The 13,852-nt window shown below is 70.4% G+C and carries 12 protein-coding genes; 3 read left to right on the forward strand and 9 right to left on the reverse strand.

Translation table 11 applies throughout. The features are described from left to right. Positions 1-492: 492 nt before the first annotated feature. A complete protein-coding gene (locus tag ACWEN6_RS35280; protein ID WP_452576373.1) occupies positions 493-2,448 on the forward strand; it encodes a substrate-binding domain-containing protein in 1,956 nt (651 codons plus the stop codon). A 247-nt stretch (positions 2,449-2,695) separates the two neighbouring features. On the opposite strand, the gene ACWEN6_RS35285 is transcribed toward ACWEN6_RS35280, so the two are convergent. After that, positions 2,696-3,187, reverse strand: coding sequence for an Lrp/AsnC family transcriptional regulator (locus ACWEN6_RS35285; protein ID WP_354852989.1), 492 nt, complete (start codon positions 3,185-3,187; stop codon positions 2,696-2,698). 635 nt (positions 3,188-3,822) lie between these two features. Here ACWEN6_RS35285 and ACWEN6_RS35290 point away from each other — a divergent pair. Then, positions 3,823-4,749, forward strand: coding sequence for a phenylalanine 4-monooxygenase (locus ACWEN6_RS35290; protein ID WP_452576374.1), 927 nt, complete (start codon positions 3,823-3,825; stop codon positions 4,747-4,749). Between the two features lie 141 nt (positions 4,750-4,890). On the opposite strand, the gene ACWEN6_RS35295 is transcribed toward ACWEN6_RS35290, so the two are convergent. Genes ACWEN6_RS35295 through pstS form a run of 5 tightly spaced genes read right to left on the reverse strand, consistent with a single transcriptional unit; the run spans position 4,891 to position 9,394 of the window. After that, complete coding sequence (locus ACWEN6_RS35295) at positions 4,891-5,607, reverse strand: response regulator transcription factor (protein ID WP_452576375.1); 717 nt, start codon at positions 5,605-5,607, stop codon at positions 4,891-4,893. A 21-nt stretch (positions 5,608-5,628) separates the two neighbouring features. Next, entirely contained in the window at positions 5,629-6,405 is a 777-nt protein-coding gene (pstB, locus tag ACWEN6_RS35300) for a phosphate ABC transporter ATP-binding protein PstB (RefSeq protein ID WP_354852983.1), read from the reverse strand. Positions 6,406-6,418: 13 nt separating this feature from the next. After that, on the reverse strand, positions 6,419-7,306 hold the full coding sequence (pstA, locus tag ACWEN6_RS35305) for a phosphate ABC transporter permease PstA (RefSeq protein ID WP_452576376.1): 888 nt from the start codon (positions 7,304-7,306) through the stop codon (positions 6,419-6,421). Then, a complete protein-coding gene (pstC, locus tag ACWEN6_RS35310) occupies positions 7,303-8,283 on the reverse strand; it encodes a phosphate ABC transporter permease subunit PstC (RefSeq protein ID WP_452576377.1) in 981 nt (326 codons plus the stop codon). Before pstC ends, pstA begins: the two co-directional genes overlap by 4 nt. A 4-nt stretch (positions 8,284-8,287) precedes the next feature. Further along, positions 8,288-9,394, reverse strand: a complete 1,107-nt coding sequence (gene pstS, locus ACWEN6_RS35315; protein WP_452576378.1) for a phosphate ABC transporter substrate-binding protein PstS — start codon at positions 9,392-9,394, stop codon at positions 8,288-8,290. 231 nt (positions 9,395-9,625) lie between these two features. Between pstS and ACWEN6_RS35320 the strand changes: the two genes are divergently transcribed. Next, positions 9,626-10,108 (forward strand): low molecular weight protein-tyrosine-phosphatase, encoded by a 483-nt coding sequence (locus ACWEN6_RS35320; RefSeq protein WP_452576379.1) that lies wholly within the window; start codon positions 9,626-9,628, stop codon positions 10,106-10,108. A gap of 329 nt (positions 10,109-10,437) precedes the next feature. Here ACWEN6_RS35320 and hisN read toward each other — a convergent pair whose 3' ends face one another. From hisN to aroA, 3 genes are all read right to left on the reverse strand, one after another. After that, positions 10,438-11,223: a histidinol-phosphatase gene (gene hisN / locus ACWEN6_RS35325; RefSeq protein ID WP_354852975.1), complete on the reverse strand. Its 786-nt coding sequence runs from the start codon at positions 11,221-11,223 to the stop codon at positions 10,438-10,440. Positions 11,224-11,475: 252 nt separating this feature from the next. Further along, positions 11,476-12,510: a ribosome small subunit-dependent GTPase A gene (gene rsgA / locus ACWEN6_RS35330; RefSeq protein ID WP_452576424.1), complete on the reverse strand. Its 1,035-nt coding sequence runs from the start codon at positions 12,508-12,510 to the stop codon at positions 11,476-11,478. Continuing rightward, on the reverse strand, positions 12,507-13,784 hold the full coding sequence (aroA, locus tag ACWEN6_RS35335) for a 3-phosphoshikimate 1-carboxyvinyltransferase (protein WP_452576380.1): 1,278 nt from the start codon (positions 13,782-13,784) through the stop codon (positions 12,507-12,509). Before aroA ends, rsgA begins: the two co-directional genes overlap by 4 nt. Between the last annotated feature and the right edge of the window lie 68 nt (positions 13,785-13,852).

Genomic DNA, 13,852 nt, shown 5'->3' on the forward strand with positions numbered 1-13,852 from the left:
CCATCCACGGTGTGGATGGCCTACCTGCATTTCAGGGGTGATTCCGCCACCGACCCCCGGCCGGCTGTTACGGACACCTGGCGCCCGCCTCGGCATCCCCATCCCGCGGGCCGCCCAAGACCCAGGACCCAGGACCCAGGACCAGGAGAGCGGGCGCAGCCGTTGGGGGGACCGAGTCGGTGGGAGTGGGTCGGCCTCGTTTTCGGGTTCGGTCTCGGCTGGTTCGCTCGCAGCACGGCCGGGTTGGACCACGTTCTCACCGCCTTGGCGGGCCGCCGCGTTCTGCCGTTCGCGGGGGCGGTATCCAGGGACGTACCGGAGTGGTGGTCGCGGTGGTGGGCCGTGCGTCCGAGGGTCTGACAATCGGAGTCAATCCGTTATTCAGGTGGCCGATCGGAGTGGGGTTCGCCGACCAGGGGACACGCTACGCTTCCCCGTACCTGGGGGAGATCTTCGTTGAGTGTCCTTTGTTGGCGTTAAGGGCGTGACGTCGTGACAGGCAGGCATCGTAATCCCGATCCCCTCGACGGTGACGCGTGGAGCCAGGATGCGCCGTCCTGGCGCGACCGGTTCGCGGGCTTGCTGGAAGCGGCGAGGACGTCCGGCCCGCTGGCCACGGTCCGCAGGCGGGCGGTCGTCGCGCTCTCGCTGGGCGTCGTCCTGCTGGCGTCATTGGTGGGCGGGGCGTATGCGCTGGTGAGTCGTTCGGCGTGCGCCGAGCATCCGCAGTTGCGGGTGATGGCCGCACCGGAGATGGGGCCGGCGCTCCAGCAGGTGGCCGAAAGGTACGCGAAAGACGGCGGTTGTGCCTCGGTGACGGTGCTCACCGGAAGTCCTGCCGATGTGGCCGACGAGTTGGCGCTTCGCAAGGATCTCCTGGACGTGTGGGTGCCCGACGATTCGGTGTGGGTGGACCTGGCGAAGGTCCAGGGCGCCGATCGCGAGCTGTTCTCCCCAGGGACGTCGATCGCGCGCTCGCCGGTGATCATGGGTGTGACGGAGAGGACCGCCGTCAAGCTCGTCGCCGGAAACGAGCACGCCAAGAAGGGGTCCGGCCACGACAGGCCGGCTGACGACAGGAAGGCTGCCTCAGGCGGCTCGGACGGGGCCGACGCCGACGATCCCGGTGACCGTGACGAAGCGGGCGACGGTGTCGGAGTGAGTGAAGCGGACGCCGAGGCCGGGCTGGCGGTCGGGGAGCTGGCGCACGTGCGGGCTTCGTGGATGTTGCTGGTGCCCACGTCGTCGACCAAGAAGAGGCTGCCGAAGGCGTCCACGACCCTGCCCGCTCCGAACAGGTTCGCCTCAGGGCTGGTCGCGCTGGACGCGTTGAACACGGCCGTGGCGGACCGGCCCACCGCGCTGAAGATCGTGCAGGGCATGACGACGAACCTGAAGCGGTCGGTCCTTCCCTCCCGGGAGGCGCTGTTCGACCTCGTCGAGCGGCCCGCGAAGGGCACCGATCCGATCATCGTGGACAGCGAGCAGGCCATCTGGCGGCACAACGGCGCGCGGATGGACGGTCTGGTGGTGGGGCTCTATCCGGAGGAGGGAACGCTGGCCCTGGACTATCCCTACGTCCCGATGACCAAGGACGCCGTCAAGATGCGGGCCGCCGAGGAGTTCCGCGGGATCGTGCTGTCCGGCACCGGCCGCGCGTTGCTGCAGGCGTCGGGGTTCCGTGATTCGTCCGGCAGGGCCGGGGCCGCCATGGACGAGCGGCATGGCGTGCGCGTCGAACCTCCGGAGGAGATCGCGGCTCCGGTCGCCATGACGCGGCTGCGGTCGCTGCTGTCGATGAGGCTGCTTCTCGCCGACACCCGCAATCTGCTGCTGCTGGACGTCAGCCGTTCGATGGGGAAACAGGTCCCGGGGATGGGGGCCACGCGGGTGCGCGCCCTCGCGGACGTCGCCGCGGCGGGGGTCCGCGCACTGCCGCAGGGCGGCGACATCGGCTTGTGGATCTTCGCGACCGGCCTGGACGGCGACAAGGACTACAAGGAACTGGTGCCGGTCGGTCCGCTGCAGCAACGTGGGCCCGAGGTGGAACGGGCTCTGCGCAAACTGCCCGACCACATCCGGGGCGACACCGGCCTGTACGACGCGGTGCTGGCGGCCTTCCGCTCCGCCTCGGCGCGCCAGGTCAAGAACATGCTCAGCTCGGTCATCGTGTTCACCGACGGACGGGACGACGACCGTCACGGCATCAAGCTCAACGAGTTGCTGGCCACGCTGCAGAAGGAATTCGATCCCGGCCGGCCCGTCACGATCACGTTGATCGGTTACGGCGAGGACGCCGACGCGGCGGAACTCAAGCAGATCGCCCGCGTGACGAACGGCGCCGCCATGGTCGCCAAGTCGTTCGACCAAGCGCAGCAGATCTTCCTCCAGGCTCTTGCGAACCGGGTCTGCCTGGACAGGGAGAGATGCGACTCCCAGGAGGGCTGAGCCCAGGCTCTCGACCTGATACGCGACCGGGTCCCGTTCTGCTCGGCTCCCTGGTTCTGCTCAGGGGCCGGTCCTGCTCGGCTCCCTGGTTCTGCTCAGGGGTCGGTCCTGCTCGGCTCCCCGGTCCTGCTCAGGGCCCGGTTCCGCGGGTTCGGTTCTGCGTACGTTGTGGTCTGTGACAGTGGCTGCGTCAGGCCGGCCGGGAGGTGCTCAGCTCCATCATCTCTGTCAGTGGTGGACGGCGCCGTCATTCGGGGTCGGGGCGGGTTGCGGCTCTCAGGAGGGGTTCGACGCGGTAGGGCACCTGTGTCGAGAGGGCGATGGTGGTGTCGGTGCGCTGGACGGCCGGGGAGGCCAGGACGCGCGCGATGATCTCCTGAAGCTGGACGGTGGAACGCGCCACCACGCGGCAGAGCAGGTCGGCCTGGCCGCTGGTGCCATATACCTCCAGGATCTCCGGGACGGCTCCCAGCGCCTCCACAGCCTCCGCCAGCCTGCCCTGGGAGATCTGCAGGGACACGAAGGCGAGGATCGGATAGCCCATCTCGGCGGGGACGACCGTCGGGCCGAAGTCGCCGATGACGCCGCGGGCGAGAAGCTTGTCGACGCGGGCCTGAACGGTGCCTCGGGCGACTCCCAGCAGGCGCGCCAACTCGGTCAGGCCGATGCGCGGATGCGCCCGCATGGTGGTGAGCAGCCGGGCGTCCAGAGGATCGACGGGACCATGAGCCGTAGGCATGGCCCGAGGGTACGGCCTCGTCAGGACCAAGGACCACGCCACGTCCAAGGACCAGGTAACCCATCGAGCCAGGACGGGGACAGCGGGATCAGAACGAGCCCTCCCGGCATGCAGGCGGCTGGTCCAGCCATGGCTGCCCACCCCGATGGCCGATCCGTGGGCGGCGGTACCCGTGGTGGAGACGGCGGTGGCGTTGGCGGCGGTACCCGTGGGTGGTTGCGGTGGGGGTAGCCGTGGTGGTTGCGGTGGTGGTGGCGGCAGTACTCGTGGGTGGTTGCGGCCGCGGCGGTACTCGTGGGTGGTTGCGGCCGCGGCGGTACCCGTGGGTGGTTGCGGTGGCGGTACTCGTGGGTGGCGACGGCGGTGGCGGTGGCGGCTGTACCCATGGGTGGTGTGGCGGTACCCCTGGGGCGGTGGCGGTGGCGGTACCCGGCGGTGGCGGTACCCGGCGGTGGTGGTGGTAGCGGTCGGGGTGGAGGGTGCCACTGGCTTGTGAGGGGTGGATAAGGGGGTGCGGAGGAAGGGTGGGCGGATCGACCAGTGTCGGGGAGGTCTGAGGGGGCTGTTCTGGTGGGAATGACCATCTCGAGTGGCCGCTCTTGCCAGCGAAACCCCCGATTGCCGATATTTCTGTCATGTTCGAAGAAGCCCAATACTTCGCCCCGGTGGCCACGCGGGAGGACGGGTCCGTCGTCGTCGAGCTGGCGGCGAGCCACCCCGGGGTCGCGGATCCCGCCTACCGTGAGCGCCGCAACGCCATCGCCGCCCTCGCGCTGAACCACGTGGCCGGACGGCCGGTTCCCGTGGTGGAGTACACCGAGCGGGAGCACGAGGTCTGGGCCTTGGTCGCGCGGGAACTCGCGGTCAAGCACCGTGCGTACGCCGCCACGGAGTACCTGCGGGGGTTCGAGCGGCTCGGGCTTCCCACCGACCGCATCCCGCAGCTCCAGGAAGTGGGCGACCTCCTCGCGCCGCTCACCGGCTTCCGGTATCTCCCGGCCGCGGGCCTGGTGCCGCTCCGCGACTTCTACGGCGTGCTGGCCGATGGCCTGTTCCACTCGACGCAGTACATCCGCCACCACTCGGTGCCGTTCTACACTCCCGAGCCGGACGTGATCCACGAGGTGATCGGGCACGCCAACGCGCTGGCGTCCGACCGGTTCGCCGGCCTCTACCGGCTCGCCGGCGCGGCCGCCCGCAGGGTCGAGACGCAGGAGGCGCTGGAGTTCGTCTCCAAGGTGTTCTGGTTCACGATGGAGTTCGGCGTGCTCGCGGAGAACGGGGAAGACCGCGCGTACGGCGCCGGGATCCTGTCCTCCTACGGCGAGATCGAGGAGTTCCGCGGCATGGACATCCGGCCGCTCGACATCGCCGCGATGGGCACCACCGCCTACGACATCACCAAGTACCAGGACGTGTTGTTCCGCGCGGAGTCGCTCGCCCATCTGGAGGACGTCGTTGGTGCGTTCTGGGAGAACTGCGACGATGAGGTCATCTCCCGCATCGCCGCCGACCACGCCGCCGACCGGACCGCCGACCGGGCGGTCGTCACCGGCTCCTGAGGGCCGGCCAGACCGCTACTGCCTTGAGGCGTCCGAGGCCGCCGGCCTGGTGTCGGCAGACCGGCGGCGGGTCGTTCGCTCCCTGGCCGGCGCCGCCGGTGCCCGGCCGGGAGGATCGGCCGGGCGATCGTCGCCTGGCGGTCAGGCGGGTGTCACCAGGCGGTAGCCGACCCCGCGTACCGTCTGTATCAGCTGGTCGTCCTCGTCGCCGAGACGGGCGCGCAGGCGTTTGACGTGCACCGCGATGGTGTTGGTCGACATGTTGTCCGCGGCGTGCCAGACGTGGCGCATGATCTGCTCGCGCGTCACCGTGCGGTCGGCGTTGCGCATCAGGTAGTGCAGCAGCTCGAACTCGCGCAGTGGCAGGTGGACGGGCGACCCGGCCACGCGCACCTGGTAGGCGCCGACGTCGAGCTCGACGCCTCCCACGGTGAGCACTCCGCGCCCCGCGACGTCCCCGGGGAAGGCCGCCTGGACCAGCGGCAGCAGCTCGGGCACGCGGTAGGGCCGTGCGACGCACGCGGTGGCGCCCGCGGCGAGGGCCTGGACGGCCTGCTCGGCGTGCCCCTCGCCCACGCCGAGCAGCACCGGCACGGCCCGGGCGAGCCGGACCGCCCGGACGAAGTCGACCGGCCCGATGACCGGCAGCGTGGCGCTCACGAGCACCACGTCCGGCCGGAGGGCGCCCGCTTGGAGCAGGGCCTGCGCCCCGTCCAGGACGCCCGCCACGAGGATGCCCTCGCGCTCGAGCGCCGACGCCAGTTCCCGCACCACGTCGGCGTCGGGATCGGCAACCAGCAGCATGGGCGCCGGCCGAGTGTCCCCGTCCACTACAGGTGCCGCCTGCGGCTGGCTCACACCATCTCCTTTACGAGCGGGTCATCCGAAGCGCCCGGTGATGTAGTCCTCGGTCGCCTTCTGGGTGGGGTTGGTGAAGATCTTCGAGGTCTCGTCCATCTCGACGAGCTTGCCGGGCTGGCCCTGGCCGGCCAGGTTGAAGAACGCCGTCTTGTCGCTGACCCGCGCCGCCTGCTGCATGTTGTGGGTGACGATCACGATGGTGTAGTCGTTCTTCAGCTTGGAGATCAGGTCTTCGATGGCCAGCGTCGAGATGGGGTCCAGCGCCGAACAGGGCTCGTCCATGAGTAGGACGGCGGGGCTGACGGCGATGGCCCTGGCGATGCACAGACGCTGCTGCTGACCGCCGGACAGGCCGGAGCCGGGCTTGTTGAGCCGGTCCTTGACCTCGTTCCACAGGTTCGCGTCCTTGAGCGAGGTCTCCACGATGCCCTCGGTCTCGGAACGGGACACCCGGCCGTTGAGGCGCAGGCCGGCGGCGACGTTGTCGAAGATGGACATCGTCGGGAACGGGTTCGGCCGCTGGAAGACCATGCCGACCGTCCGGCGCACCGAGACGGGGTCGACCTCGGTCCCGTAGAGGTCCTGGTCCTCCAGCATGATCTTGCCTTCGACGCGGGCGCCCGGGATGACCTCGTGCATGCGGTTGAGCGTGCGCAGGAAGGTCGACTTGCCACAGCCGGACGGGCCGATGAAGGCGGTGACCGAGCGGGGCTCGATCGTCATGGTGATGCCTTCGATCGCCTTGTGCGATCCGTAGTACGCGTCGAGGTCGGACACCTCGATCTGCTTGGCCATTGTCGAAAACCCCTTATCGGCCCTTGGCGGGAGAGCGCCACCACGAGATGAGGCGCGCCACCAGGTTGAGCAGCATGACGAACAGGATGAGGGTGAAGGCTCCGGCCCATGCCCTGTCGATCGCGGTGTCGTTCGGGCGGCTCATCTGGTCGAAGATGTAGAGCGGGAGGCCCATCTGGGGCCCGTGGAACGGGTCCGGGTTGATGGAGTCGGTGATGAACACCGTCAGCAGCAGCGGCGCCGTCTCGCCCGCGACGCGGGCGATGGCCAGCATGATGCCGGTGATGATGCCGGTGAACGCGGTCGGGAGCACGATGCGCACGATCGTCTTCCACTTGGGCACGCCCAGCGCGTACGACGCCTCGCGCAGCTCGTTGGGGACCAGGCGCAGCATCTCTTCGCTGGACCGCACCACGGTCGGCATCATCAGGATGGACAGGGCGAGCGCCCCGGCGAAGCCGGAGTAGCCGAGCCCGAGGATCAGCACCCAGAACGCCAAAATGAACAGACCGGCCACCACGGAGGGGATGCCGGTCATCACGTCGACGAAGAAGCTGATGGAGCGGGCGAGGCGACGGCCCCGGCCGTACTCCACCAGGTAGATCGAGGTCAGCAGGCCGATCGGCACAGAGATCAGCGTGGCGACCCCGACCTGCTCCAGCGTGCCGAGAATGGCGTGGTAGGCGCCGCCGCCCGCGTCGCGCGGGCCGATGTTGCGCATCGAGTGGGTCAGGAACTCGACGTCGAACCGGGCGAGCCCGTTCTTGATCACCAGCCAGAGCACCGACACCAGCGGGACGACCGCGATGGCGAAGGCCAGCCAGACCAGCCCCTGCACGACGCGGTTCTTCACCCGCCGGCTGACGGAGACGGGGGTGATGACACTGGGCGACATGGTCATGCGGCTGCCCTCGAGTACTCCTTGCGGCGGGCGATTATCAGGCGCGCGGCCATGTTGACCACCAGGGTGATCACGAACAGGACCAGACCTGAGGCGATCAGCGCGCCCTGCCCGATCGGGGTCGCCTCGCCGAATCCGTTGGCGATGTTCGCGGCGATGCTGTTGCCGCTGTTGGACAGCACCTTTAACGTGATGTCGAAGGTGGCGGGGAAGATCAGCGCGACCGCGATGGTCTCGCCCATCGCCCGTCCGAGGCCGAGCATCGCGGCGCTGATGACGCCGGGACGCCCGAACGGCAGCACCGACATCCTGATCATCTCCCACCGGGTGGCGCCCAGGGCCAGCGACGCCTCCTCCAGCATCGTGGGGGCCTGGAGGAACACCTCACGGGAGATGGCGGCGATGATCGGCAGAATCATGATCGCCAGCACGAGCGCGGCCGTCATGATCGACTTGCCGTAGACGCCGTCACCCCCGAACAGCGGGATCCAGCCGAGGTAGGTGTTGAGGAAGGTGTAGGGGCCCTTGACCAGCGGGACCAGGAACAGCACGCCCCACAGGCCGTAGATGACGCTGGGGACGGCCGCCAGCAGGTCGATGACGTAACCGAGGACCCCGGCGAGGCGGCGCGGCGCGTAGTGCGAGATGAACAGCGCCACGCCGATGGCGACGGGCACCGCCATGATCAGCGCGAGGAAGGAGCTGATCATGGTGCCGAACGCCAGCGCCGCGATGCCGAAGGCCGGCTGGGTCGCGTTCGGCGTCCAGTTCTTCTCGGTGAGGAAGTTCGCGGTGTTGGCCTGGAGGGCCGGAACGGCCTTCACGATCAGGAAGATCGCGATGGCCGCCATGATGGCGAGCAGGAGGATGCCGGCGCCGGTCGTCGCGAACCGGAAGGGGCCTTCGCCGCGACTGCGCCGGAAGGCGGACCGGCCAGTGGCCGGCCCGCCCTCGCGTGTACGGAGTGGCGTGGCCATCGAGTTAGGCGATCGCCTCGACGGCCGTGCGAACCTTGGCGACCAGGCTGGCCGGCAGCGGCGCGTAGCCCAGGCTCGTCAGGGCCTGCTGGCCCTCGTCGCTCGCGGTGTAGGTGAGGAAGGTCTTGACGAGCTTGGAGTCGTCGGCCGACAGGCCCTTCTCACAGGTGATCTCGTAGGTCACCAGGACGATCGGGTAGGCGCCCGCGGTCTTGGTGGCGTAGTCGATCGAGAGCTTCAGGTCGTTGCCGGTGCCCTTGATCTCGGCGGCCTCGACCGTCTTGGCGGCGCTCTCGGGGGTGAGCTCCACGAACTCGCCGGAGCCGTTGGAGACCTTCGCCTTGGTCAGGCTGGAGTTCTCGGCGTAGGAGAGCTCGACGTAGCTGATCGTGCCCTCGGTGCCCTTGACGGTCTGGGCGATGCCGTCCGACCCCTTGGCGCCGGTGCCCTTGGCCTCCGCGGGCCACGCCTTGGCGGGCTCGTAGGGCCATTCGGCGGTGGCCTTCAGGAACTTGGTGAAGTTGTCGCTGGTGCCGGACTCGTCCGAGCGGTGGACCGCCTGGATCGCGGTGGACGGCAGCTTGGCGTCGGGGTTGTCCTTCTTGATCGCCGCGTCGTCCCACTTGGTGATCTGGCTGTTGAAGATGCCGCCGATCGTCGCCGGGGACAGCTGCAGGTTGTCCACGCCGGGCAGGTTGTAGACGACCGCGACCGGGCCGATCACCATCGGCAGGTTGATCGCCTTGCCGGTCTTGCAGCGCGCGTCGGCCTGCGCCGGCTCGCCCTTGTCGTCCTTGAGCGCCGAGTCGGAGCCGGCGAACGCGACGGTGCCCTGGATGAAGGCCTGCACGCCCGCGCCCGAGCCGCTGGGCTGGTAGTTGATGCTCACGCCGGGGTTCGACGACTGGAACGACTTCTTCCACTCGGCGATGGCGTTGGCCTGAGCCGAGGAACCGGCCGCGTTGATGGTGCCGCTGAGGGCGCCGCCGCCCGCGTTGCTCGCGGGAGCCGAAGCGGCGTCGGTGCCACCGCCGTTGTTGTCGGTGCCGCACGCAGCGAGCGAAAGCACGCCGGCGATGGCGGCTACGGCGAGCCGGCCTGCATACTTCACGTCTGTTGTCCTTCCACGTTGTTCTCTTAACGGGTAGGACGGTAGGCAGCGAAGATGACTTGATTCCCGGTTCAAGGTGAACGAAGAATGAACGGGCCGGGTCACTATCGTGGTGAACGTTCCATGACGCTCTACCCGCCCATGGTGTTGGCGGCATGATGGTCTACCTGCGCGTGGTGTTCGCGGCGCCGCCGGCGCGACCATGGGCGTTCATGGCCCATCATGGCGTTCATGACGCGCGTATGCCTGGTGTGCATGGGGAACATCTGCCGCTCGCCGATGGCCGAGACCGTCCTGCGGCGGGTGCTGGCGGACCACGGGCTCGACGATCAGGTGACCGTCGACAGCGCCGGCACCGGCGGGTGGCACGCGGGCATGCCCATGGACGAGCGCGCGCTGTCGACGCTGTCCTCCCACGGCTACGACGGGTCCGGCCACCGGGCTCGGCAGTTCGAGGCGCGGTGGTTCGCCGAACGCGACCTGGTGCTGGTCATGGACGCCGACAACCTCAGGGCGCTGCGCCGGCTCGCGCCCCCCGGGGCCGAGGTCCGGCTGTTCCGCTCCTTCGACCCGGCCGCGCCCGAGGGGGCCGAGGTGCCCGACCCCTACTACGGCGGCGCCGAAGGCTTCCTCGACGTGCTCACCATGGTCGAAGCCGCCTCGGAGGGGCTGGTGAAGCACCTCAAGGAGCACCCGTCCCCGCAGGTCGACTGAGCATGCCGCCCGCCATTGGACGGTCGCCGATACGCGACTGTTCCCGCACGGACAGTAACGTTCGCGGGGATGTGCCGTAGCGTCGGGGGGACGACGGCGAGGAGGAGGGGCGATGCTCCCAGGATGCGGAAACTGTGATTGCTACCTCGACGACCGGGTCATCTCACGACCCCCCGACGAGCCCTGACCGGCGTTCACCGGCGGGCGGCGCGGCGCTGACCCGCACCCGGCAAGACCGCCTGGTACCGGCCGCCTGGTACCGGCCGCCTGGTACCGGCCGCCTGGTACCGGCCGGCGGGTGGCGCAGGCGCTGACGCGCGCTCCGGCCGTCAGTCGCCGAGGCGCTTGAGGACCTCGGGATGCAGCATGGGGTTCGCGCACACCATGCTGCCGCCCTCGACGTCCGGCGCGCCGGACAGGTCGGTCCACACGCCGCCCGCCTCTTCGACGATCACGGTGAGCGCCGCCATGTCCCAGGCGGACAGCTCGGGTTCGGCCGAGATGTCGACCGCGCCCTCGGCGACCATCATGTGCGACCAGAAGTCGCCGTAGGCGCGGGTGCGCCACACGGCCCTGGCCAGGCCGAGGAACTCCTGAAGGCGTCCGCGATCCTCCCAGCCGCCGAAGCTGGAGTAGGAGAACGACGCGTCGTGCAGGCGGCTCACCGAGGAGACCTGGCAGCGGGACGCCTTGGTCAGGCTGCGCCCGGTCCACGCGCCGCCGTCGCGCGCCGCCCACCAGCGGCGGCCGAGGGCCGGGGCCGAGACCACGCCGACCACGACGCGCCCGTGCTCCATGAGGGCGATCAAGGTGGCCCATACGGGGACGCCGCGCACGTAGTTCTTCGTGCCGTCGATCGGGTCGATGATCCAGCAGCGGGAGCCGTACCCGCTCGTCTTGCCCATCTCCTCGCCGACGACGGCGTCGCGCGGGCGGGCTCGCCGCAGCGTGCCGCGGATGGCCTCCTCGACGGCGCGGTCGGCGTCGCTCACCGGGGTGAGGTCGGGTTTGGTGTCGACCCGCAGGTCGACGGCCCGGAACCGGCGCATGGTCAGGTCGTCGGCGCTGTCGGCCATCATGTGGGCCAGTCGCAGGTCGTCGCTATAACCCGTCACAGGGACAAACGCTATCGTGCCGCCGCCCGTTTCAGCAGTCCTGTCCGGCTTCGAAGCGTCGCAACTCCGTCATGCTGGGTCACCTCATCCCGCACGGCGCGTCGTCCACGAAGCGTGGCGATACGCCGCGTAATCCGCGTCTCCGTTGAACATGGCGATCCGCCGCGTAGCTCGCGTAGCCCCTGAAGCATGGTGATAGGTCGCGTTCTCCACGTCTCCGGTGAAGCCGGAGGAAACGCCGAGGGTGCCGCCTCAGTCGTCGTCGGGTTCGCCGTCGCGGCTGGCGAGCAGGCGGCGCAGGGACGCCAGGCTCATCGGGTCGGCGTGCCCCTCGGCCACCCACGCGTCCAGCGAGCACTCCTCGCCGCGGTGGGTGCATCCCTTCGGGCAGTGCACGGTGCCCTCGGCCAGGGCGGGGAAGGCCGCGAGCACGTTGTCGACCACCACGTGGCCGAGGCCGAAGCTGCGCACCCCGGGGGTGTCGATGATCCACCCTCCGCCGGGCAGCTCGAGGGCGACCGCGGAGCTGGAGGTGTGGCGCCCGCGGCCCGTGACCGCGTTGACGTGCGAGACGGCCCGCCCGGCGTCCGGCACCAGGCCGTTGACCAGGGTGGACTTGCCGACCCCCGAGTGCCCGACCAGGACGCTCAGCCGGTGGTCCAGCCTCTCGCGCACGGGGTCGAGGTCGCCGCCCTTGCGCACCACCAGATAGGGGACGCCGAGCGGCTCGTAGCGGGCGACGAGGTCGTCGGGCGCGGCCAGGTCGGCCTTGGTGAGGCAGAGCAGCGGCTCGATGTCGGCGTCGAACGCGGCCACCAGCAGGCGGTCGATCATGCGGGGGCGGGGCGGCGGGTCGGCCAGCGCCGTGACGATCACCAACTGGTCGGCGTTGGCGACGATGGGGCGCTCGACCTCGTCGGTGTCGTCGGCGCTGCGCCGCAGCATTGACGTGCGCGGCTCGACCCGGACGATGCGCGCCAGGGTGTCGGGCCGGCCGGAGGTGTCACCGACCAGGCTGACCAGGTCGCCCACCACGATGCCCTTGCGGCCGAGCTCGCGGGCCCGCATCGCCGTCACGGGGCGCGGCGGATCGTCCCGCCTGCCGCGGCCGTCGACGCCGGTCTCGGTGACGCCGCCTCCGACCAGGCAGGAGTAGCGCCCCCGGTCGACGGCCACGACGAACCCGGGCACGGCGTCCTCGTGGGCGGGACGGCGCCTGGTCCTCGGCCGGGACCCCTTGCCCGGCCGGACCCGTACGTCGTCCTCGTCGTACTCCCGTTTCCTCAGCGGGCTTCCTCCAGCATCAGGGCCCACATGCGGGCGAACTCGGGGAGGGTCTTGGCGGTGGTAGCGATGTCCTCTACCTCGACCCCGGGCACGGCCAGGCCGATGACCGCGCCGGCAGTCGCCATGCGGTGGTCGGCGTAGGAGCGGAACACGCCGCCGTGGAGCGGGCGCGGGCTGATCGCCAGGCCGTCGGCGGTCTCGGTGACGTCGCCGCCCAGGCCGTTGATCTCGGCGGCGAGCGCGGCGAGCCGGTCGGTCTCGTGGCCCCTCAGGTGGGCGACCCCGCGCAACGTGCTGGGCGCGTCGGCGAGCGCGGCCAGCGCGGCGAGCGTCGGGGTCAGCTCGCCGACGTCGTGCAGGTCGGCGTCGATGCCGCCGATGCGCCCGGAGCCGGTGACCCGCAGCCCGTCACCGACGCGGGTGACGGTGGCGCCCATGCCGGCCAGCAGTGTGCGCAGCGCGTCACCGCCCTGGGTGGTCTCGGACGGCCAGCCGGGGATCGTGACCGAGCCGCCGGTGATCAGGGCGGCGGCCAGGAAGGGGGCGGCGTTGGACAGGTCCGGCTCGACGGTGAGGTCGCGGGCGGCGATCGGGCCGGGCTCGACCCGCCAGACGTCCGGCTCGGTGTCGTCCACGCCGACCCCGGCCGCCCGGAGCATCTGCACGGTCATCTCGATGTGCGGCATCGACGGCACCGGAGGGCCGTTGTGGCGCACGGTGACGCCCTTCTCCAAGCGGGGAGCGGTCAGCAGCAGCCCTGAGACGAGCTGGGAGGAGGCCGAGGCGTCCAGCGTCACCTCGCCGCCGGTGAGCGGCCCCCTGATCGTGAAGGGGAGGGCGTCGCCCGCGACCTCGGCGCCGAGGGTTCGCAGCGCGGCGAGGATCGGGCCCATCGGCCGCGTGCGGGCGTGCGGATCGCCGTCGAAGGCGACCTCGCCGTCGGCCAGCGCCGCCATCGGGGGGACGAAGCGCATCACGGTGCCGGCGAGCCCCACGTCGATCGACGCGCCGCCGCGCACGGGGCCGGGCTCGACGTGCCAGTCGGCGCCGAAGGCGGTCTCCTCCGAGGAGGTCAGCCCGGCTCCGAGCGAGCGGAGCGCGGCGACCATGAGGTCGGCGTCGCGGCTGCGCAACGCGCACCGGACCGTGCCGGGGCCGTCGGCCAGGGCGGCGAGGAGCAGGGCGCGGTTGGTCACCGACTTGGACCCGGGCAGCTGGACGGTCGCGTCCACCGGCCCGTGGGCCACGGGCGCGCGCCACAGGGGAGCTGACATAGCCCTGAGCCTACCGGGAGCCGCCCCTCGCGAGGGGTGACGCCGGCCTCGCCCGCGCAGGGCCGTTC

The organism is Sphaerisporangium sp. NPDC004334 (assembly GCF_053602655.1).